This window comes from Streptomyces sp. NPDC050121 (assembly GCF_044460385.1).
In the GTDB taxonomy this organism is placed as follows: Bacteria; Actinomycetota; Actinomycetes; order Streptomycetales; family Streptomycetaceae; genus Streptomyces; species Streptomyces soliscabiei.
This window is the reverse complement of sequence record NZ_JBITJV010000001.1, coordinates 387,433-407,467: the sequence shown is the minus strand read 5'-3', so window position 1 is coordinate 407,467 and position 20,035 is coordinate 387,433. Positions and strand designations below refer to the sequence as shown.

Genomic DNA, 20,035 nt, shown 5'->3' with positions numbered 1-20,035 from the left:
GTGAAGCGAGCAATACCTGTCCTGGTCCTGTCCGTTGCGGGCCTGATCCCGGTCTGGCGCTACGAGCCGTCGACCGGTACGACGTCCACCACCGAGGCCGCCTCGACGCCCTCCGTGTCCTCCTCCACCTCCTCCTCGGGCTCGACCACCATCACCGGCACGACCGTCACCACGGAGAAGGGCGACGTCCAGGTCCAGGTGACCTACGAGGGCGGCCGGATCACGGCTGTGAAGATGCTGAAGCAGCCGAACCATCCGCAGACGACGGCGGCGGTGCCGAAGCTGATCGCGGAAACGCTGACGGCACAGAGCGCGAACATCGACACCGTTTCCGGCGCGACCATCACGAGTGATGGTTACCGGGAGTCCCTCCAGGCCGCGATCGACGCGAAGGGCGCCTGACGTGCACCGCGTCGAACACGTCATGGGGTTTCCGGTCTCACTGCGGGTCGACGACACCGTCGTCCCCGACGAGGCCGGGAACGCCGTGTTCGCCTGGCTGCGCGAGGTCGACGCCCGGTTCAGCCCGTTCAAGGCCGACAGCGAGGTGTCCCGGTACGACCGGGGCGAGCTGTCGGCCGACGAGCTGAGCGCCGACCTGGTGGAGGTCCTCGATATCTGCGAACGGTATCGGGTGGCCACCGGCGGCGCCTTCGACGTACGGCTGCCCGGCCGCGGCCTCGACCCCTGCGCCGTCGTCAAGGGCTGGTCCGTGCAGCGGGCGGCCGCCCTGCTGACCGGCGCCGGGCTCGGCCGGTTCTGCCTCAACGCCGGGGGCGACGTGGTCGTGTCGGGCGGGCCGTGGCGGGTCGGCGTACGGCACCCCGAGATCGCCGACAAACTGTGCACCGTCCTCGACCTCACCGACGCGGCCGTCGCGACCTCCGCGCGCTACGAGCGCGGCGACCACATCCTCGACGGCCGCACCGGTCGCCCCGCCGCCGGCCTCGACAGCCTCACCGTCGTGGCCCCGACCCTGACCGAGGCCGACTCCGTCGCCACGGCCGCCTTCGCCATGGGCGCGGAGGGCGTCGAGTGGGCGGCGGAGCGCGACGGCTGCGAGGTGTACGCCGTACTGCCCGGCGGGCGTGTGCTGCGCACGGCCGGATTCCCGACGGCGGGCGCGGCGGCCGCGTGAGCGTCGAGGCGGGGGCGCTGGGAGCGGCCGTCTGGCTCCTCGGATGGGGCGCGGCGGTCCTCGCGTGGACATCGGGACGAGGAAACCGACCACAACCGGACCAACGGCGGTGCCGCTGACCGGTCTCGACGGGTCCAGGGCGAACGGATGGGCTGGCCGTCGGTTACCGGCGGCCAGCCCGTCTGCGTGTACGGCCACTGGAGGCCGTCTGGTCGGCCGCCACCGCCACCAGCCAGGTCGAGCCGTCCTGGTTCTTCGTACCCGACCCCCCGTCGTCCCGGCCCCCGTCGAGCTGTTGCTGTTCGACGGGGGCCGGGACGTTTCCTGGCCGTTCGCCCGAACCGCTCAGCACCTCACCGGAGTTGGCGCCCGGACCGCCCCTCGTGCCGTTGGGCCGCCGGTCGCCGCCCATGCCTCCCATGCCGACTCGACGGCATCAGGCAAGCGCCCGGTACGTCCAACGGGTCGGCGGCGGACTGCTGATCTGGTAGTCGGTCTAGACTCTCCCCGCAACGGCCCGAACTCGCGTGGTCGAGAGCGGGCAGAAAATGCCAGACCCGAAGGGTATTCGGCGCTTTGATACGGATAGATTCAGTCACCAAGCGATACCCGGACGGCACGGTGGCGGTCGACCGGCTCTCCCTCGACATACCGGACCGTTCGATCACCGTGCTCGTCGGCCCCTCGGGCTGCGGCAAGACGACCACCCTGCGGATGATCAACCGGATGGTCGAACCCAGCGAGGGCACGATCCTCATCGACGGCGTCGACAGCCGTCAGCAACCGGTCAACACCCTGCGCCGGTCCATGGGTTACGTCATCCAGAACGCCGGTCTCTTCCAGCACCGCACGATCGTCGACAACATCGCCACGGTGCCCCGGATGCTCGGCTGGAGCAAGGACAAGGCCCGCGCCAGGGCCCGCGAACTGATGGAACGGGTGGGGCTCGACGCCTCGTTCGCCAAGCGCTACCCCTACCAGCTCTCCGGCGGCCAGCAGCAGCGCGTCGGCGTGGCACGGGCGCTCGCCGCCGACCCGCCGGTGCTGCTCATGGACGAGCCGTTCTCCGCCGTCGACCCCGTCGTCCGCAAGGGGCTGCAGGATGAACTCCTGCGCATCCAGGCCGAGTTGGGCAAGACCATCGTCTTCGTCACGCATGACATCGACGAGGCCGTCAAGCTCGGCACGATGGTCGCCGTGCTGCGCACCGGGGGTCGGCTCGCCCAGTTCGCGCCGCCCGCCGAGCTGCTGTCCGACCCCGCGGACGCGTTCGTCGAGGACTTCCTCGGAGCCGACCGCGGCATCCGGCGTCTGTCGTTCTTCTCCTCCGAGGGCCTGGAGCTGCTCACCGCGCCGATCGTCGCGATCGACGCCACCGCCGAGCAGATCGCCGCCCGCAGCACGGCCGACACCCCCTACCTCCTCGTCACCGGAGTGGACGGGCGTCCGCTCGGCTGGAGCGAGCCCGCCGGACTGGCGGCCGGAAAGATCGACGCCGGCCGACTGCTGCCGTACGGGCGGCCGTTCGTCGCCGGACGGGACTCGCTGCGCGCCGCGCTCGACTGTGCCGTCCTGTCGCCCACCGGCTGGGCCCTCGCCGTGGACGCCGAGGGCCGGGCCGCCGGAGTCGTCTCGCAGGCGACCATCGGCGAGGCCATCCGCGGCGCCCACGCGGCAGGGCGCGAGGAGCGGCGGACCACCACGGAGACAGTCCAGAAAGTTATCCGGTGAACCGCTTCTTCGACATTCCGAGCGACCTCCAGCACGACTGGTTCGGCCTCATCGGGCTGCATCTGCGCGAGGCCCTGCTGCCGGTGCTCGGCGGGCTGCTCCTCGCGCTCCCGCTGGCCCAGCTGTGCGTGCGGCTGCGCTGGCTGTACCCGCCCGTCCTCTGGGTGACGACCGTGCTCTACGCCATCCCGTCCCTGGCCTTCTTCGTCGTCCTCATCGACTACACGGGGCAGACCGAACTGACGGTGATGATCCCGCTCACGATCTACACCCTGGTCGTACTCGTCCCGGCGATCGTCGACGGCGTCCGCTCGGTGCCGCAGGAGACCCTCGCCGCCGCCACCGCCATGGGCTTCGGGCCCGTACGCCGTTACGTCCAGGTCCAGTTGCCGATCGCGGTGCCCGCCATCATCGCCGGTCTGCGGGTGGCGACCGTGTCGAGCATCAGCCTCGTCAGCGTCGGCATGCTGATCGGCAACCAGGGCGCGCTCGGCAACCTGCTGCACGACGCGCAGATCTACAACCGGCCGGAACTCGCCTGGAACTCCGTGATCACCAGCGCCGCCCTGGCGGTCCTCGCGGACGCCCTGCTGGTCGTGGTGCGCGTCCTGCTCACCCCCTGGATGCCGAGCGGTGTGCGCGCCGGAAAGGCCAAGACCACCGGCGTCCGGCCCGATCCGGCCGTGCCCGCCCTTAAGGACGCAGCCCGGTGAACGTACTCAATTTCGTAAACGCCTTCTTCGGCGACAGCGCGCACTGGCACGGCTACGACGGAATCCCCACCCGCCTGTGGGAACACATCCAGTACTCCGTCGAAGCCCTTGCCCTCGCCGCCGTGATAGGGCTGCCGATCGGCCTGGTGACCGGTCACTACGGACGCGGCGGAAACATCCTTTCCCTCGTCGCCACGGCCGGTCGCGCGCTGCCCACCTTCGGCCTGCTGGTGGTGACGACCATCGTCCTCGGGTTCGGCATGCTGCCCGTGATGATCCCGCTGGTCGTCCTCGCCGTGCCGCCGATCCTGGTCACCACCTACGAGGCGGTGCGCTCCGTCGATCCGTCCCCCGTGGACGCCGCGCGAGGCATGGGCATGCGCGAGTCCGACGTCCTGCTGCGCGTCGAACTGCCCGTGGCGCTCCCGCTGATCCTCGGCGGCCTGCGCTCGGCGGCCATCCAGATCGTCTCCACGGCCACCATTGCCGCGTACGTCAGCCTCGGCGGCCTCGGCCGCTACATCGTCGACGGCCTCTACCAGCACGACTACGAGAAGGTCGTGGGCGGCGCCACCCTGGTCGCCGGCCTGGCACTCGTGACCCTCGCGGTGTTCTGGGCGGCGACCAGGACGGCGGTCTCCCCGGGGGTGCGCAGAAGCAACTAGGGCGATTTTCGAAAGTAGCGTCGTCTGCCCGAAGGGCAGACGGGACTTTCGAAACACGCCCTAGGACAGGTCCTGGCTCGAAGAGGGTGGCCGTACGGCGATCGCGTCGACCTCGAACAGCATGCCGGGCAGCGCGAGCGAGGCGACTCCGCTGAGGGTCTGCGCAGGCAGGCGCTCGCCGAACCGGGCGTGCAGCGCCTTGCCCAGTGCCTCCAGCTTGCCGGGGTCGTGGTCGACGACGAACGTACCCAGCCGTACGACGTGCTGGAGCCCGAGACCCATCCAGGCCAGGGCCGACTCCAGCCGGTCGAAGGCCAGTTCCACCTGGGCGGCGAAGTCGCCGCGCACGGGGGCGCCGGACGCGTCCGACGCGTACTGCCCCGCGAGGAAGACGAGTTCACCGGGCGCCGACACGGCATGGCTGTAGCCGAAGGGCGTCGGGTCGTGCAGCGCGGGCGGGTTGGTGATCGTACGGTCGTCGTGACTGTCGTCATGGCTCATGACCGGGACAACTCCGCTGCGGGGCAAGGCCATTCCCGCGCGCCGGAGTTCTTCGCCCGGCCCCGTCAGCCTTCCGAACGGGCCAGCGCCTGTTCCAGTACGACGAGGAGGGCGTCGCGCACCGAGCCCCGCTCACGCGCGTCGAAGACCAGCAGCGGGACGCCGTCCGACACGTCGAGGGCCCAGCGGACCTCCTCCAGCGTGTGCGCGACGTGACCGTCGAAAGCGTTTACCGCCACGGCGAAGGGGATCTGCTTGTGTTCGAAGTAGTCGACGGCGGCGTAGCAGTCGTCGAGACGGCGGGTGTCGACGATGACCAGACCGCCGACCGCGCCCTCCACGATGTCGTCCCACATGAAGCCGAACCGTTCCTGTCCGGGCGTGCCGAACAGGTACAGCTTCAGGGTCGGGTCGATGGTGATGCAGCCGAAGTCCATCGCGACCGTGGTGGTGGTCTTGCGCGGGGTGTGGCTGAGGTCGTCCACGCCCGCCGCGACCTCGGTGATGGCCGCCTCGGTGGTCAGCGGCTCGATCTCGGAGATCGAGCCGACGGCGGTGGTCTTGCCCACGCCGAAGCCGCCCGCGATCACCAGTTTCACCGGCAGCGGGGGTCGTACGGCATCCCGGCCGGCCGAGGTGCGGACCAGCGGTTCAGTCGGTGTCACGGAGTACCCCCCGGGAGTCGGGGATGGCCCGCAGGCCATCGATAACCCTGCGCAGAACGGATGCGTCGTGGGTGACGCCGGAGTCGGGCACGTGCACCGACAGCTGCCCCGCCGCCCGCAGGTCCTCGGCGAGGACCCGCACCACGTTCAGGTGCAGCCGCAGCCGGGCCGCGATTTCCGCGATGGACTGCGGAACTCGGCAGGCGGCGACGATGTCGTGCTGTTCGAAGGAGAGCCGGTCGAGGGTGTCGAGCCCGTCGGTGGTGGCCACCAGTTGGGTCTCCACGGGCATCGTCCGGCTGGACGACGCCTCGCCCGCGCCCGCCACCCGGCCGGCGGTGACCAGGAAGGGCCGGACGGCGGACGCGGGGCCGACGGGCGCGACGCCGTCCTCGCCGGCCTCGCGCGGTGTGCGGCCGTCCGCCATCGGTGTTCGCTTTCTCTACGGTGGCACGCGCGTCAACGCGTACGCGTGGCGCCGACGCTGTTCTTCAGTTCCAGGACGAGCTGCGGACTGAGCGCGGTGCCGGCGCGGTTGGCGAACACCGTCATCTCGTAGGCGATGTTGCCCAGCTTGGCCTCCTTGTCGGTGACCACGCCGAGGACGGCGCCGCTGCCGATCGCGGAGACCAGGACATGGCCGCCCTCCAGATCGATGATGACCTTGTTCAGGCCGCCCAGACCGTAGTTGCCGGAGGCGCCCGCGGCCAGGCTGGTGATGCCCGAGACGATCGCCGCCAGCCGTTCGGAGTCGGCGTGCTCGCGCAGCTCCGACACGGCGATCAGCAGCCCGTCGGAGGACACCGCGATGGCGTCCACGACTCCCGCGGTCTCGGTGGCGAAACGGTTGAGCAGCCAGGTGAAGTCGGCTGCGGCGGCCCGCAGATCGGTCGGCTTGGCGTCTCCGGCGGGAGTCTCACCTGTCGACGTGCTCACTGCTCGGCTCCTTCCGGAAGGTGGTTCTGGTGGTGCGTGGTGTCCCGGCCGCTGATCGGGTCAGTGATCGGTTCGGTCCGGTCAGGCGCGTCGGACGGCTCTGTCCGGTCGGTCCGGTCGGGCGAGACGTCGGGACGGTGGTCGTGCCGGCGGTCGTTCCGGCGAGCGATCGGGTCTTCGGTGGGGGGGGAGGGCGGAGGCGTCTGCGTGGGTGGTGCCGGTGCGGGTGTCCGGATGGTTTTCGACGGGGCGCGGGTACTCACCCGTGTCCCCACCGGTGTCGCGGTGCGCGCGGGCCACGGCCGCCTCGAACTCATCCAGCGCGTCGCGCACGGCGTCCGCGTCGGCCGGGCGGGCGGCTCGCCGCGCGGCCTGCTGCGCGGCGGCGTCGACGGTCGTCCGCAGCGTGGCGCCGCGCACCCGCCGCCGCAGGGGACGGGAGCCGTCGCCACCGACGGCGGGTCCGTCGATCCCGGTGCCGGCACCGGTGCCGGAAGGCTGGGCGTCGGCCGTGCGGGCGTGGGGCTCGGTTGCCCCTTCCGCTTGCGCCCGGGGGTGGGACGTCGGCTCCGCCTCGCGGGGCGCCGGGATTCCCGGGCCGGTCCGGTGGGTGTGGAAACCGGTCTCAGTCGGGTGGATGCGCGGCGCAGGGTCGGCTGAGTCTTCGGGGCCGGGTGTGTGGGCGCGGGCCGCGGACGTGCCGGACTCGGCCGGACGGCCAGGGACACCGTGCTCGGCCGTACGGCCGACAGCGGGCCCCACCGCATGGCCGGAGGCGTCGGCCTCGGCCACCGGATCGTAGGCACCGAGGTCAGCCGTACGGTGGGAGGCACCGGCCCCGGCCGTTCGATGAGAGGCACCGGTCACGGACGCAGGCGCCGAAGCACCGGCCCCGGTTCCGACCGTCTCGTGCGTCGCGGCTCCGACCCCGGCTGTCTCCCGGGATGCGGCCCCGGTGTCGGCCGTCGGGGTGCGCGGGGTTGCGGCAGCGGTTGCCGGGGTTTCCGGCTCGTGCTCGGCGGGGGCCGGGTCGCGGCGCGGCACCCGGCGGGGGAGCGTGATCGGGTCGTCCTCATCGGTGGCCCAGGACGGGACCGAGGAGGACGGGGAGGGGCCGGCTGCGGGGGCCGATGGAGTGGCGAGGGCGGCCAAGGCCCGGGAAACAGGCGGTTCCGCGGGGCCGGGCCGCCCCACCGAACCCAGTTCGCTCATCGTCAGGAGGAGGGTCGCCGGGATCAGCACCTCGGCCGTCACACCGCCGCCGGGAGTGCGGGACAGGGTGACGTCGACGTCCCAGCGGCGTGCCAGTGCGCCGACCACGAACAGGCCGAGCACCTTCGTCGGGACGAGGTCGAGGCGTTCGCGGCGTACCAGGCGGGCGTTCTCCTCGGCGAGACGCTCGGCGCTCATGCCCAGGCCGTGGTCGGCGACGGTGATCGACGCGCCGTCGTCGTGGGAGCCGACCACCACCTCGACGGGGCTGCCCTCGGGGGAGAACGACACGGCGTTCTCAAGGAGTTCGGCGATCATCAGCGTCAGGTCGCCGATGATGTCGGGCTCCACCATGGCCTCGGTCGCGGCCCGCAGCCGTACCCGCTGGAAACCCTCGATCTGGCCCAGCGCGGCACGTACGACGTTGGTGAGCTCGGTCGGACCGGCGTCCAGGACGGTCTCGCGGATGCCGGCCAGCAGCATCAGGCTGTCGGCGTTGCGGCGCAGCCGGACGGCGATGTGGTCGATGGAGTAGAGGCGTGCCAGCAGCGCGGGGTCGGTCTCACCACGCTCCACCGCATCGATCAAGGCAAGCTGACGAGTAGTCAGGTTACTGACGCGCCGGCCGACGTTGCCGAACATCTCGGCGACATTGCGCCGGCTGAGCACCTGGCGCTCCAGCAGCGCGGCCGCGGTGGTCTGCACGTTGTTGAAGGCCTCGGCGAGTTCACCGATCTCGTCGTCCGCGGTGACCGGCAGCTCCCGCAATCGCGGGGAACCGGTTTCCTCGGCGTCGTCGTCGGCGACCCGGGCGAGCTCGCGGCCCGCGACGTCGGCGACCTCCTGAGCGGCCCCCGTCAGCGCCAGCACCGGACGGACCACGGAGCGGCGGACCAGGATCGAGAAGGCGATCCACAGGGCGAAGCAGATCAGCGCCAGGCTCAGCAGCAGACCCGCGCGCCACTGGGCGTTGGAGGAGGTGTCGTCGGCCCGGTCGGCGATCTGGTCGATGAGCGACGAGGTGATCTTCAGCCGGGTCTTGGCCTGCGCGCTGTAGTCGGGGTAGGACGCGAGGGCCGCTTTGAACGCCGCCCGGATCTCGCCCTGCGACTCGGCCTGCAACGCGCTGGGGTCCACGGCCAGTTCGGCGTAGTGCTGGCCGATCGAGGCCTGCGAGGCGTTGTGCTCGATGCCGCCGAACTCGTCGGACTGCGCCTGGGTGGCGAACCGGTCGAACCGCTCGGCCTGGTAGGTGAACAGCTGGTAGGAGCCGACCGCGCCGGTGAACTCGATGAGCGCGTTGCTGTCGCCGGTCCGCGCGGAGAACACGCCGGTCTCGTAGGCGCCGTGCGCGGCGTCGGCGCGCAGCAGCGAGTCGAGAAGGTTGCCGGTGAAGGTGGTCGCGAGGGCGGAGTTGCGGTCCAGGCCCAGGCCGTCGATGAGGCCGTCTGCCGCACCCGAGTACGCGGGGTCGATGTTGTCGGCGGGCAGATAGCCCTGCTCGATGGTGGCCCGCAGGCCGGTCAGGCCCTGGACCTCCCGCAGTGCCCGCGCCTCGGTGTCCGGCAGCCGGTCGCCGAAGGCGTCGACCACCTTCTGCACCTGCGCGTCCACGGCGAGCTGCGCCTGCCGGTAGCCGTCGGTGGAGGGCGTGCCGCCGTCGAAGGATGCCTCGTGCCGTACGGAGAGCAGGATCGCCTGCTGGTGCTCGTTCTGCAGGTCGGCGACGAGCTGGGCGACCTGGGTGCTGTCGCGCACCAGATGGGCGGCGTCCTGCGCGCCGTTGGACTCCTGCACCAGGTCGACGATGAGGTACGTCAGCAGCAGGGCGATCACCGTCAGCGGGATACCGACGAGTACGTTCAACTTGCGCTGGAAGGGCCACCGGTCGGCGAAACCCCGCAGTCCCCGCCGCACGGACGACGACGATGCCGAGGATGCCGACCGGGCGGGCGCGTCCACCTCTTTCGTGGACACCGGGCCTCCTTCAAGGGGGTGTTGCAGGCGTGCAAGGGGGGTGCTGCATGCGTGCCGTCATGCCGCACGCAGTGTCCGTGTCCGAATGTGAACGATACGGAAGCGGCCCCCGCACACCGCTGTGGCCGACGCCGAACTGCTGTGGCCGACGCCAACTTCGGCGACACTACCGCCTCTTCGAACGGTCGAGCGCGTGGCTCTACGTCAAGAATCCATTACGAAGCCGTGTGCAACAGCCTTTCCGGGGCCTCGGGAGGGGTAGACAGGTCTCCCGATCCGTACGCAAGTGATCACGGATCGAAGCCAATCGGTAACCCGGCTGCTCTTGACTGATCAAGAAGCCGGTGGATTGGATCAGGCCAGAGTGTTTGAGTTTTCATCAACCCCCCAGTTCGGAACGGGAACCGTGACTTCCAACGCCCACAGCAGCAGGTCCCTCAGGAACCACCCCGGTGCGGCGGCCGTCGCCCTCGCCGCCATGACGGCCCTGCTGGCGGGATGCTCCTCCTCCGACAACAGCTCCGACAACCCGCTCGCAGGCGACAAGGCGGCCGGCGACACGGTGGTCGTCGGATCCAACAACTTCGCCGAGAGCATCCTGATCGCCGACATCTACGGCGAGGCCCTGAAGGCCAAGGGCATCAAGGTGTCCTACAAGCCCAACATCGGCAGTCGTGAGACCACGTACGGCCTGCTCAAGAACGGTTCCATCACCGTCCTGCCGGAGTACAACGGCTCCCTGCTGGCCTACCTGGACGCGAAGGCCCCGCAGACCTCGCTCGCGACCGTGAACGCCGCGGCGAAGGCCAAGCTCGACTCCAAGCTGACGCTGCTGGAGTCGTCGCCGGCCGAGGACAAGGACTCCGTCACGGTCAACGCGGACACCGCGAAGAAGTACAACCTCACCGCGGCGTCCACCCTCGCCGACCTCAAGGACGTCGCACCCGACCTGGTTCTCGGCGGCTCGCCCGAGTTCCAGACCCGTCAGCAGGGCATGCTCGGTCTGGAGTCGGTGTACGGGCTGAAGTTCAAGTCCTTCAAGGCCCTCGACGCGGGCGGCCCGCTGACCCAGGCCGCGCTGAAGAAGAACACCGTGCAGGCCGCGGATATCTTCACCACGGACCCGACCATCACCAAGGAGAAGTTCGTCGTCCTCCAGGACCCGAAGAACCTCTTCGGATTCGCGAACGTGACGCCGCTGGTCTACAAGAGCGGACTCTCCCAGGAGGGCGTCGACGCGCTCAACGCCGTCTCCGCCAAGCTCGACACGAAGACCCTGCTCGACCTGGACTCCCAGGTGCAGCTGGAGAGCAAGGACCCGCTGGACGTCGCCAAGGCCTGGCTGAAGTCGGCCGGCCTGGGCTGACGTTCCCTCGCCACCCTGTTGAACCGTTGCATCGTTGAACGATTGAGTCGTTGGACACAACAGCAAACGGCGCCCGGGTCGTCCTGAACGGAACCACCCTCACCGTCGGCGAGCTGATCGCGCTCGCCGACGGTGAGGCGGTACCCACGGTGGCCCCCGAGGCGCGCGAACGGGCCGTGCGCTCCTGGCGGACCGCGCGACGGCTCGCCGCCACCGGCCGGCTGTACGGCCGCGGCACCGGCGTCGGCGCCCAGCGACTCGCCGCGGTGTCCGGATCGCCGGAGGCGTACGCCGCACCCGTGCACGCCCTACGGCCCTATCCCGGTGCCGCCCGCGCGGCCGGTGAGATGCGGCGGCTGCTCGGTTGGCCCGACCGGCCGACGCACCACCCGGGCGACCGTGTCCAGAACCCGTTCGGGTTCCGCGCCTTCCCCCAGGCGCACGGCTGTGCCCTGGACGCCTGTGAGCGGCTGCGCGAGATTCTGGAGGTGGAGGTCAACTGCCCCTCGGAGAACCCCCTCATGGATCCCGGAAGCACCGCCGCCTACCACCACGGCGGCTTCTTCGCCGCACCCCTGGGGCTCGCCCTGGACGCCGCCAACCTCGCGCTGTTGCAGACCGCGCAGCTCTCCGCCGCCCGTCTGGCCGCGTTCGGCGACCCCGGGCTCACCGGCCTGCCCGCGTTCCTCGGGGCGGGGCCCGCGAGCAGTTCGGGCACGATGATCCTGGAATACACGGCCAACTCCGCGCTGGCGGAACTGCGTTCCTGCACGACCCCCGCCTCGGCCGGCCACGCAGTCCTCTCGCGGGGCCTGGAGGAGGCCGCCAGCTTCGCCGGACAGGCCGCCCGTCAGACCCTGCGCGCCACGGACGCCTACACCACCGTCCTGGCCTGCGAACTCGTAGCCGCAGTAAGGGCGTTGAGGATGCACCCGCACCCGCCCCCGCATCCTCACGCGCCCTCGATGCCGCCGCCGACGGAGGTCTTCGCAGTGGCTGCGGCCGCCCTGCCCGCCGGCACGGAGGACCGCCCGCTGACCGGCGATGTGACGACAGCGGCCCGACTACTGCCGATCCTCGCCGAGTTGTGAGCGGGAGCGGAACTCAGTAGCCCACGTAGAACGTCGCGTCCTGCTTCTCCGTGGTCGTCGAGATCGGGTCGATGCGCAGCACGTAGTTCGAGTGCCGGATGTAGCGGGTCGGGTAGTTGTACGAGCGGAACGAAGACCACCCGGCGTCCGCCAGGCCGGCCGTACGGTAGAACGTCGCGTCCCCGGCGAACGTCGACGTGCCGTCGTTGACGTCGAGTTGGAGTTGGTAGTTGTAGTGCCGCAGGTAGCGGGTCGGGTAGTTCACCGACTGGAAGGAGACCCCGGAGCTGTCGGCCAGGCCGGGTACCAGCTTCCACAGCGAGTCGGTGTACGGAACGAACGGGTACGTGTCGATGCGGCCGACGTAGTCGGAGTGGCGGACGTAACGGTCGGGGAAGTTGTAGGACTTGAGCCGGTTCCACGTGGGCGCGCCCCACTTGGCGACCAGGTTGTTGTACTGGGTGCTGGTGATCGTCGTGATGCCGCAGTGCTTGGAGTTGAGCGGCTGGGTGTACGTTCTCTGGTCCAGCGCGGTCCAGGTGCCCGCCGAAAGGTCGGTGGACTGCCAGGCGTAGAAGACGCCGTTGGGGGTGTACGTGTCGCCCCAGAGCCACCAGGTGTTGGACGTCAGGGACTTGACCAGGGTCGGCGCCTCGGTTCCGCCGTGTGCGACCCCCGTGTTGAAGACCGTGAAGCTCCCCGGATCGAGGGAGGTGGACCGCGCGCCCACGAGCGTCTGGTCCTTCTTGAAGTAGAGGTAGTTCACGCCGTTCACGCCGACGGCCATGTCACCGTCGATCACGTCGTAGCCGGGGTCGAAGAAGACCTGGGGGGCTGAGGCCGTGACGAAGTCGGTCGTGTAGTTCACCATGATCACGTTGTGGCCGCTGGAGTTGACCGCGGAGTAGATGAGCGCGTACTGCCCCCGGCCCGCGTCCCAGAACGCCTCCGGCGCCCAGCTGTGGGTGTTCATGTCGTGCAGCTTCAGCCGGTGGTAGCCGGTGAAGGTGCGCAGGTCGGTCGAGTTCCACACGTGGACGTACTGGCTGACGTAATTCCAGTCGGTGCCCTTGAGGTCGGTGGCGAGCACCACGAAGGTGCCGTCCTGCTTGCGCAGGATGAACGGGTCGCGCAGCCCACCGGCGCCCTCGGTAGGTGTGACCACGGGGTTGTTCTGGTTCAGCGGCATCCAGCGCAACCCGTCGGTGCTGACGGCGAGATGGAGACCGTAGTCGGTGCCGGCCCCGAGGTCGTTCGCCTCGGTGAAGTAGCCCATCACGTACGCCGAGTCGGCCGCGTGGGCGGCGGGGACGCCCACGGTGAGGGCCAGGGGGACGGAGGCGGCCGCGCCGAGGAAGAGGCGGCGGGACGGGTTGGGGGTCATGTGCGCTCCAGGGGGTGCGGGGGTGCCCTTTGCTGCGGACTGACACCGATCCATCATTCGATATATCGAACCAAGTTCGGCGAGTCGGTCAGAAGGTAGGGGCGCGAGAGGAGCAGGTCAATCACTGGGACAGGCTTGGCGGTTTCCCGCCTTGTTTCTGTGTGCGGCCGATGGAAAATCCGACGATCCCACCGACGGCCAGGTCCTAGGTCGTGTTTCAAAAGTCCCGTCTGCCCGGCGACGCCTGGCACGCCCGCTCGCCGCGTTGTCGGATCGCCCCGATACAACCAGTATCGGGGCGACCCTCCGCCTTGCGATCGCACGCTCCCCCACTCTCGGCCTCGCTCGAGCGGGGGGACCCCCATGACGCCGCCGGGCCTGCCCTTCGGGCAGACGACGCTACTTTCGAAACACGCCCTAGGCGTCGTCCCTGCGCAGGGTCGGCTTGAGCTCCTTGAGGCGGCCGAGCAGGCCGTTCACGAACGAGGGCGACTCGTCCGTGGAGAACTCCTTCGCCAGCTGCACCATCTCGTCGAGGACGACCGCGTCCGGCGTCTCGTCGGCCCAGATCAGCTCGTAGGCGCCGAGACGAAGGATGTTGCGGTCGACGACCGGCATCCGGTCCAGCGTCCAGCCGACCGAGTACTGGGAGATCAGCTCGTCGATGCGCCGCGCGTGCTGCGCGTAGCCCTCCACCAGCTGCATCGTGTACTCGCTCACCGGCGGCTGCCGGGTGTCGGCTCTGGAGAGCCGGACCCAGTCCGCGAGGACGGTCAGGACGTCGGCTCCGCGCTGGTCGCCCTCGAAGAGGATCTGGAAGGCGCGCTTGCGGGCCGTGTTGCGGGCAGCCACGGTTAGCTGTTCACCCGGCCGAGGTAGTCGCTGGTGCGGGTGTCGACCTTGATCTTCTCACCGGTGGTGATGAAGAGCGGGACCTGGATCTGGTGGCCGGTCTCCAGGGTCGCGGGCTTGGTGCCACCGGTGGAGCGGTCGCCCTGCAGGCCCGGCTCGGTCTCCTGGACGACGAGCTCGACGGCGGCCGGCAGCTCGACGAAGAGCACCTCGCCCTCGTGCTGCGCGACGGTGGCGGTGAAGCCCTCGATCAGGAAGTTGGCGGCGTCGCCGACGGCCTTGCGGTCGACCATGAGCTGGTCGTAGGTCTCCATGTCCATGAAGACGAAGTACTCGCCGTCCATGTAGGAGAACTGCATGTCGCGCTTGTCGACAGTGGCCGTCTCGACCTTGACGCCGGCGTTGAACGTCTTGTCGACGACCTTGCCGGAAAGCACGTTCTTGAGCTTGGTGCGCACGAAGGCCGGGCCCTTGCCGGGCTTGACGTGCTGGAACTCGACGACGGACCAGAGCTGGCCGCCTTCGAGCTTGAGCACCAGGCCGTTCTTGAGGTCGTTCGTGGAAGCCACGGTTGCGGAATCTCCTGGACTGACGTGGACGACCCCGGGGCACGCACCTGCCTAGAGGGCGAGCAGCTCCTTGGTCGTGATGGTGAGTAGCTCGGGTCCGCCGTCCGCCTCGGGGCGCACGACGAGCGTGTCATCGATCCGGACACCGCCCCGGCCCGGGAGGTGGACCCCCGGTTCGACGGTGACCGGCACGCAAGCGTCCAGTTTACCCATGGCCGCGGGAGTCAACTGCGGGTCCTCTTCGTTTTCGAGTCCGACGCCGTGCCCGATGATCGCCGGGAGGCCCTCGGAGTACCCCGCGGAGTCCAGCACCTGGCGTGCCGCGCGGTCCACGTCACGGTAGGCGGCGCCGGGCGTCAGGGCCTCGCGTCCGGCCCGCTGAGCGGCGAAGACGAGGTCGTACAGCTCTACCTGCCAGTCCGCCGGGGACGTGCCGATCACGAAGGTTCGGCCGATCTCACAGCGGTAGCCGCGGTAGGCCGCGCCCAGGCAGACGGTGAGGAAGTCGCCCTCCTCGACGCGTCGGTCGGACGGCCGGTGTCCTCGCCGGCCGGAATTCGGTCCGGTGGCGACGGACGTGGCGAAGGCGGGGCCGTCGGCGCCGTGGTCGACGAGGCGCCGCTCCAGTTCGAGGGCGAGATGCCGTTCCGTCCGCCCGACCAGGATGGACTCCAGCAGCTCCCCAAGGGCCTGGTCGGCGATCTCGGCGCCGATGCGGAGACAGGAGATCTCCTCCTCGTCCTTCACGACGCGGAGCTGTTCCACCGCGCCGCCCAGGTCCGCCAGGCGCAGGCGCGGGGCGACCGAGCGGAGTTCCCGGTGCCGGGCCACCGTGAGGTGGTGTTCCTCGACCGCGAGGGAGTCTCCGCCCTGGGCCATGAGGAGGTCGGCGGCGGCGACCGCCGGATCGCCTCCGGCGTGGGAGAGGGAGTGGACCCGCAGGGCGTCGTCCGGTCGCCCCTCGCCCGGACGGTCGTCGAGCGGGCCGACGCACACGAGGAGGTCCTCGCGTCTGCCCAGCAACAGGACGGCGCCGTGCGGGGCCGCGCCCGCGAGGTATCTCACGTTGGCGGGGCGAGAGACCAGCGCTGCCACGCTGCCGGCCGCGTTGCAGCGCTCCCGTAGGCGGGATCGGCGAACCTCGTGCACCTCTGACATGAGACGAGCGTAGGAGGGGTGGCCGGATTGTGCTGGTTGGAGAAGCGTTCGGGGGACGCCGTTACCACTTCGGGGGGCTGGCGATGGCGCGGGCCAGTACGTCGTTCAGGACCCGTGCCGTTGTGGGGACGTCCAGTTGGGAGTTGTCGATGATGGGGAGGCCCGAGCCGTACCAGCCGGCCATGCGGCCGTGGATGCGGGCGACCTCCTCGTCGGTGAGGCGGCGGTTGCCGGAGCGTTCGGCGTTGCGTTCCAGGACGACTTCCAGGCCGGGGAGGAGGACGACGGGCAGGAGGCCCGGGCCCACATGCCGTTTCCAGCCACCCAGGCCCACGGCCGGGCGATCGGGGAAGATCGCGTCGTCCAGGATGCACGAGATGCCGTTGGCGAGGAAGTTGCGCGCGGCGAAGCCGCAGGTGCGGCGGGCGAGGCGGTACTGGGCCTCGGAGTGGTCGTTCCATCCGGACTGCGGGTCGGCGAAGCCCGAGCGGACCCATTCGCGTACGTCGTCGAGGCTGACGTGGGCGGTGGGCACCCGGCGGTGGTCGGCCCAGTACTTGGCGACGCTGGTCTTGCCGGCGCCCGCGGGACCGATCAGCAGGACCGCGAGCGTCGTGGCCGTCGGGTCCGGGACCGTCGGGGCGGGCGGCGCGCTGGGCATGGCGACGGGGCCGCCGGGCGGCAGTGGGACGTGCCCCGTCGCGTCGACGCCCTGCGGAACGGGGGCGTGCTGCGGGGCGGGGGGAGGCGGCACGGGCGGCACCGGCGGCTGGGGCGCGGGCGGGACCGGGCCCGAGGGGGCGCCGAGGTATCCGGGCTGCGGCTGGGGGGCGCTGCCGGGCTGGTGCGGGCCCGGGTGTCCCGCGCCCGGCGACCAGCCGGGGGCCGGACCGTGCCCCGGCTGGTGGGGCGGCGGCAGCGGAGAACCCACTGCGTGCTGCATCCGGTGCCACTCCGTCTCGTACAGGCAATGGGCGCTGGTTGTGGGGGTGCGGACCCCTCTTCGCCACTGAACGGTACCGCCCCCGGCCGTCGATTGGTGAACGGCCGGGGGCGGTCCGAAGTGCCCGGTGTGGAAGGCGAATCGGGCGGAAGGGGAGCGGGCGGACTTACTCGGCCATCCTGCGGTCCGCCTGGCTCGTCCCGCGGTCCTACTCGCCCACCTCGCCGTACGCGGCGAGCAGGACGGCCGGGTCCGGGCCTTCCAGCACGGTGGGCTTGGCCAGACCGTCCAGGACGATGAAGCGCAGCAGGTCGCCGCGGGACTTCTTGTCGACCTTCATCGTCTCCAGCAGCTTGGGCCACTGGTCGTACCGGTAGTGCAGCGGCAGGCCCACCGACTCCAGAACCGTGCGGTGGCGGTCGGCCGTGGCGTCGTCCAACCGGCCCGCAAGGCGGCCCAGTTCGGCGGCGAAGTGCATGCCCACAGACACGGCCGCGCCATGCCGCCACTTGTAGCGCTCGTTCTTCTCGATGGCGTGCGCGAGGGTGTGACCGTAGTTGAGGATCTCCCGCAGCCCCGACTCCTTCAGGTCGGACGACACCACGTCCGCCTTGACCCTGATGGAGCGCTCGATCAGCTCGGCGGTGTGCGGGCCCGCCGGGGTGCGGGCGGACTCGGGGTCGGACTCGATCAGGTCCAGGATCACCGGGTCGGCGATGAAACCGGCCTTGATGATCTCCGCCAGACCCGACACGTAGTCGTTGACCGGGAGGGAGTCCAGCGCCGCCAGGTCGCACAGCACGCCGGCCGGCGGGTGGAAGGAACCGACGAGGTTCTTGCCCTCGGCGGTGTTGATGCCGGTCTTGCCGCCGACGGCCGCGTCGACCATGGCCAGCACGGTGGTCGGCACGGCGATCCAGCGCACGCCGCGCAGCCAGGTCGCCGCGACGAACCCCGCGAGGTCGGTGGTCGCACCGCCGCCCACGCCCACCACGACGTCCGTGCGCGTGAACCCGGACTGGCCCAGCGCCTTCCAGCAGTAGGCGGCGACCTCCGCGGTCTTGGCCTCCTCCGCGTTGGGCACCTGGATGGCGACGGCCTCGAAGCCCTGCCCGGCCAGGTCGGCGCGGAGCGCGTCCCCGGTCTCCGCCAGCGCCTCGGGATGGATCACCGCGACCCGCTTGACGCGGTCACCGATCAGCCCGCCGAGCTCCCCCAACAGCTGACGGCCGACCAGAACCTCGTAGGGTTCGGATCCCGCGCTGCCGCCGACCCGGATCCGCGTCACGGACTCGCTGCTCATGCTTCCTTCAACTCCAAAGCGTCCAGGGCTGCTTGGGCGACCTCTTCAGGCGTGCGACCGTCCGTCGCGACCACCGCCGTGGCAACACCCTCGTACAGGTGACGGCGGGCCTCCATCAGCTCCCGCCACTGCTTGCGCGGGTTGACGGCGAGCAGCGGGCGGGCCGCGTTGAGGCCGGTGCGCTTGACGGCTTCCTCGACGTCCATCGCGAGGTAGACCACGCGCTGCCCGGCCAGCAGGCCGCGCGTGTCGGCGTCCAGGATCGAGCCGCCGCCGAGCGCGAGGATGCCGTCGTGCTCGGCGAGCGCGCGGTGCACTGCCTGCTTCTCGATGGCGCGGAAGGCCTCCTCGCCTTCGTCGACGAAGATCTCCGCGATGCTGCGGCCCTGCTCGGCGACGATGTCGTCGTCGGTGTCCCGGTAGCCGGCGCCCAGCCGTTCGGCCAGCAGCTGTCCGACGGTGGACTTGCCGACGCCCATCGGCCCGACCAGGACGACCAGCGGCCCGCTCATCGGATGTGCAGGTGGTCGAGGTACGACCGGACGTTGCGGCGGGTCTCGGGCACCGAGTCGCCGCCGAACTTCTCGGCCACCGCGTCCGCCAGGACGAGGGCGACCATCGCCTCGGCCACGATCCCGGCCGCCGGCACCGCGCACACGTCCGAGCGCTGGTGGTGCGCCTGCGTCGCCTCACCCGTGACCACGTCCACCGTGCGCAGCGCCCGCGGCACGGTCGCGATCGGCTTCATCGCCGCCCGCACCCGCAGCACCTCACCCGTGGTCAGACCGCCCTCGGTGCCGCCGGAGCGGCCGGTGGAGCGGCGGATGCCCTCGGGCGTGGTGACGATCTCGTCGTGCGCCTTCGAACCCGGCACGCGCGCGAGGCCGAAGCCGTCGCCGACCTCGACGCCCTTGATCGCCTGGATGCCCATCAGGGCCGCGGCCAGCCTGGCGTCCAGGCGGCGGTCCCAGTGCACGTGCGAGCCCAGCCCGACCGGGACGTCGTAGGCCAGCACCTCGACGACGCCGCCGAGGGTGTCGCCGTCCTTGTGGGCCTGGTCGATCTCCGCGACCATCGCCTTCGACGCGTCCGCGTCCAGGCAGCGCACCGGGTCGGCGTCCAGCTTCTCGACGTCGGCCGGGGTCGGCACGACGCCGTAGGGCGCCTTGGCCGCGGCCAGCTCCACGACGTGGGAGACGATCTCGATGCCGGCCGTCTCCTTCAGGTACGACCGGGCCACCGCGCCGAGCGCGACCCGGGCGGCCGTCTCCCGCGCGGAGGCGCGTTCCAGGATCGGCCGGGCCTCGTCGAAGCCGTACTTCTGCATCCCGGCGAGGTCCGCGTGGCCGGGCCGCGGGCGGGTCAGCGGGGCGTTGCGGGCGAGGCCCGCGAGGATCTCCGGGTCGACCGGGTCGGCCGCCATGACCTGCTCCCACTTCGGCCACTCGGTGTTGCCCACCATGACCGCCACCGGGGAACCCAGGGTGAGACCGTGCCGGACGCCGCCGAGGAAGGTGACCTCGTCGCGCTCGAACTTCATCCGCGCGCCACGCCCGTAGCCGAGCCGCCGTCGCACCAGGTGGTCGGCCACCATGTCCGTGGTGATCGGCACGCCGGCGGGAAGTCCCTCCAGCGTGGCGACAAGTGCGGGACCGTGGGACTCCCCCGCGGTCAGCCAACGCAGCCTGCTCAACGATGCTCCTCAAGTCTCGCGCCCCGTTATGCCGTGCCGCACGCGCGTCCTTGCGTACGTCGTCGGCGTGACCGGGTGCGCGGCCCGGGCCCGCCACCTCCGATCCTCCCACGTCCGGGCCCCGGACACGGTCGCCGG

The 20,035-nt window shown here is 70.7% G+C and carries 21 protein-coding genes; 7 read left to right on the top strand and 14 right to left on the bottom strand.

Going from position 1 to position 20,035, the window contains the following annotated elements; genetic code table 11:
* Together ACIBTS_RS01885 and ACIBTS_RS01880 are read left to right on the top strand one after the other, a co-directional pair.
* Complete coding sequence (locus tag ACIBTS_RS01885) at positions 1–402, top strand: FMN-binding protein (protein WP_399315847.1); 402 nt, start codon at positions 1–3, stop codon at positions 400–402.
* Between the two features lie 22 nt (positions 403–424).
* Positions 425–1,138, top strand: a complete 714-nt coding sequence (locus ACIBTS_RS01880) for an FAD:protein FMN transferase (protein ID WP_399315940.1) — start codon at positions 425–427, stop codon at positions 1,136–1,138.
* 163 nt (positions 1,139–1,301) lie between these two features.
* Here the strand turns inward: ACIBTS_RS01880 and ACIBTS_RS01875 are convergent, their stop codons facing one another.
* Positions 1,302–1,559 carry a hypothetical protein gene (locus tag ACIBTS_RS01875; protein WP_399315846.1) on the bottom strand — a complete coding sequence of 86 codons (258 nt, stop codon included), beginning with the start codon at positions 1,557–1,559 and terminating at the stop codon, positions 1,302–1,304.
* Positions 1,560–1,714: 155 nt separating this feature from the next.
* Here ACIBTS_RS01875 and ACIBTS_RS01870 point away from each other — a divergent pair, with 155 nt between their 5' ends.
* The 3 genes from ACIBTS_RS01870 to ACIBTS_RS01860 are packed head-to-tail and all read left to right on the top strand — an operon-like array spanning position 1,715 to position 4,247.
* On the top strand, positions 1,715–2,869 hold the full coding sequence (locus ACIBTS_RS01870; RefSeq protein ID WP_399315845.1) for an ABC transporter ATP-binding protein: 1,155 nt from the start codon (positions 1,715–1,717) through the stop codon (positions 2,867–2,869).
* Positions 2,866–3,582, top strand: coding sequence for an ABC transporter permease (locus tag ACIBTS_RS01865; protein WP_399315843.1), 717 nt, complete (start codon positions 2,866–2,868; stop codon positions 3,580–3,582). Before ACIBTS_RS01870 ends, ACIBTS_RS01865 begins: the two co-directional genes overlap by 4 nt.
* On the top strand, positions 3,579–4,247 hold the full coding sequence (locus ACIBTS_RS01860; protein WP_319673892.1) for an ABC transporter permease: 669 nt from the start codon (positions 3,579–3,581) through the stop codon (positions 4,245–4,247). The genes ACIBTS_RS01865 and ACIBTS_RS01860 overlap by 4 nt, the downstream gene beginning before the upstream one ends.
* 60 nt (positions 4,248–4,307) lie before the next feature.
* Here ACIBTS_RS01860 and ACIBTS_RS01855 read toward each other — a convergent pair whose 3' ends face one another.
* From ACIBTS_RS01855 to ACIBTS_RS01835, 5 genes are all read right to left on the bottom strand, one after another.
* Positions 4,308–4,748 (bottom strand): RidA family protein, encoded by a 441-nt coding sequence (locus ACIBTS_RS01855; protein WP_399315842.1) that lies wholly within the window; start codon positions 4,746–4,748, stop codon positions 4,308–4,310.
* 65 nt (positions 4,749–4,813) lie between these two features.
* The gene (locus ACIBTS_RS01850; RefSeq protein WP_079658883.1) at positions 4,814–5,413 is read right to left on the bottom strand and encodes an ATP/GTP-binding protein; all 600 of its coding nucleotides are present in this window, start codon (positions 5,411–5,413) and stop codon (positions 4,814–4,816) included.
* Complete coding sequence (locus ACIBTS_RS01845; RefSeq protein WP_399315841.1) at positions 5,400–5,840, bottom strand: DUF742 domain-containing protein; 441 nt, start codon at positions 5,838–5,840, stop codon at positions 5,400–5,402. Before ACIBTS_RS01845 ends, ACIBTS_RS01850 begins: the two co-directional genes overlap by 14 nt.
* A gap of 32 nt (positions 5,841–5,872) precedes the next feature.
* Positions 5,873–6,349, bottom strand: a complete 477-nt coding sequence (locus tag ACIBTS_RS01840; protein WP_020125273.1) for a roadblock/LC7 domain-containing protein — start codon at positions 6,347–6,349, stop codon at positions 5,873–5,875.
* A gap of 81 nt (positions 6,350–6,430) precedes the next feature.
* Positions 6,431–9,538, bottom strand: a complete 3,108-nt coding sequence (locus tag ACIBTS_RS01835; protein WP_399315840.1) for an ATP-binding protein — start codon at positions 9,536–9,538, stop codon at positions 6,431–6,433.
* A gap of 406 nt (positions 9,539–9,944) precedes the next feature.
* On the opposite strand from ACIBTS_RS01835, the gene ACIBTS_RS01830 reads away from it, so the two are divergent.
* Both ACIBTS_RS01830 and ACIBTS_RS01825 read left to right on the top strand, forming a co-directional pair.
* Complete coding sequence (locus ACIBTS_RS01830; RefSeq protein ID WP_399315838.1) at positions 9,945–10,904, top strand: ABC transporter substrate-binding protein; 960 nt, start codon at positions 9,945–9,947, stop codon at positions 10,902–10,904.
* Between the two features lie 50 nt (positions 10,905–10,954).
* Positions 10,955–11,995 carry an aromatic amino acid lyase gene (locus tag ACIBTS_RS01825; RefSeq protein ID WP_399315837.1) on the top strand — a complete coding sequence of 347 codons (1,041 nt, stop codon included), beginning with the start codon at positions 10,955–10,957 and terminating at the stop codon, positions 11,993–11,995.
* A 13-nt stretch (positions 11,996–12,008) separates the two neighbouring features.
* On the opposite strand, the gene ACIBTS_RS01820 is transcribed toward ACIBTS_RS01825, so the two are convergent.
* The 8 genes from ACIBTS_RS01820 to aroC all read right to left on the bottom strand — a co-directional run bounded on the left by ACIBTS_RS01820 (position 12,009) and on the right by aroC (position 19,897).
* Positions 12,009–13,379, bottom strand: a complete 1,371-nt coding sequence (locus ACIBTS_RS01820) for a glycoside hydrolase family 43 protein (protein WP_399315836.1) — start codon at positions 13,377–13,379, stop codon at positions 12,009–12,011.
* A 417-nt stretch (positions 13,380–13,796) separates the two neighbouring features.
* Positions 13,797–14,231: a transcription antitermination factor NusB gene (gene nusB / locus ACIBTS_RS01815; RefSeq protein WP_079663522.1), complete on the bottom strand. Its 435-nt coding sequence runs from the start codon at positions 14,229–14,231 to the stop codon at positions 13,797–13,799.
* 2 nt (positions 14,232–14,233) lie between these two features.
* Positions 14,234–14,800 (bottom strand): elongation factor P, encoded by a 567-nt coding sequence (efp, locus tag ACIBTS_RS01810; protein WP_020117452.1) that lies wholly within the window; start codon positions 14,798–14,800, stop codon positions 14,234–14,236.
* Between the two features lie 51 nt (positions 14,801–14,851).
* Positions 14,852–15,958, bottom strand: coding sequence for an aminopeptidase P family protein (locus tag ACIBTS_RS01805; protein ID WP_319675062.1), 1,107 nt, complete (start codon positions 15,956–15,958; stop codon positions 14,852–14,854).
* Positions 15,959–16,019: 61 nt separating this feature from the next.
* Entirely contained in the window at positions 16,020–16,901 is an 882-nt protein-coding gene (locus ACIBTS_RS01800) for a Pro-rich N-terminal domain-containing protein (protein WP_334583229.1), read from the bottom strand.
* Between the two features lie 208 nt (positions 16,902–17,109).
* Entirely contained in the window at positions 17,110–18,204 is a 1,095-nt protein-coding gene (aroB, locus tag ACIBTS_RS01795; RefSeq protein WP_399315835.1) for a 3-dehydroquinate synthase, read from the bottom strand.
* Positions 18,201–18,716, bottom strand: coding sequence for a shikimate kinase (locus ACIBTS_RS01790; protein ID WP_319334812.1), 516 nt, complete (start codon positions 18,714–18,716; stop codon positions 18,201–18,203). The genes aroB and ACIBTS_RS01790 overlap by 4 nt, the downstream gene beginning before the upstream one ends.
* Complete coding sequence (aroC, locus tag ACIBTS_RS01785; RefSeq protein WP_399315834.1) at positions 18,713–19,897, bottom strand: chorismate synthase; 1,185 nt, start codon at positions 19,895–19,897, stop codon at positions 18,713–18,715. Before aroC ends, ACIBTS_RS01790 begins: the two co-directional genes overlap by 4 nt.
* Positions 19,898–20,035: the final 138 nt, after the last annotated feature.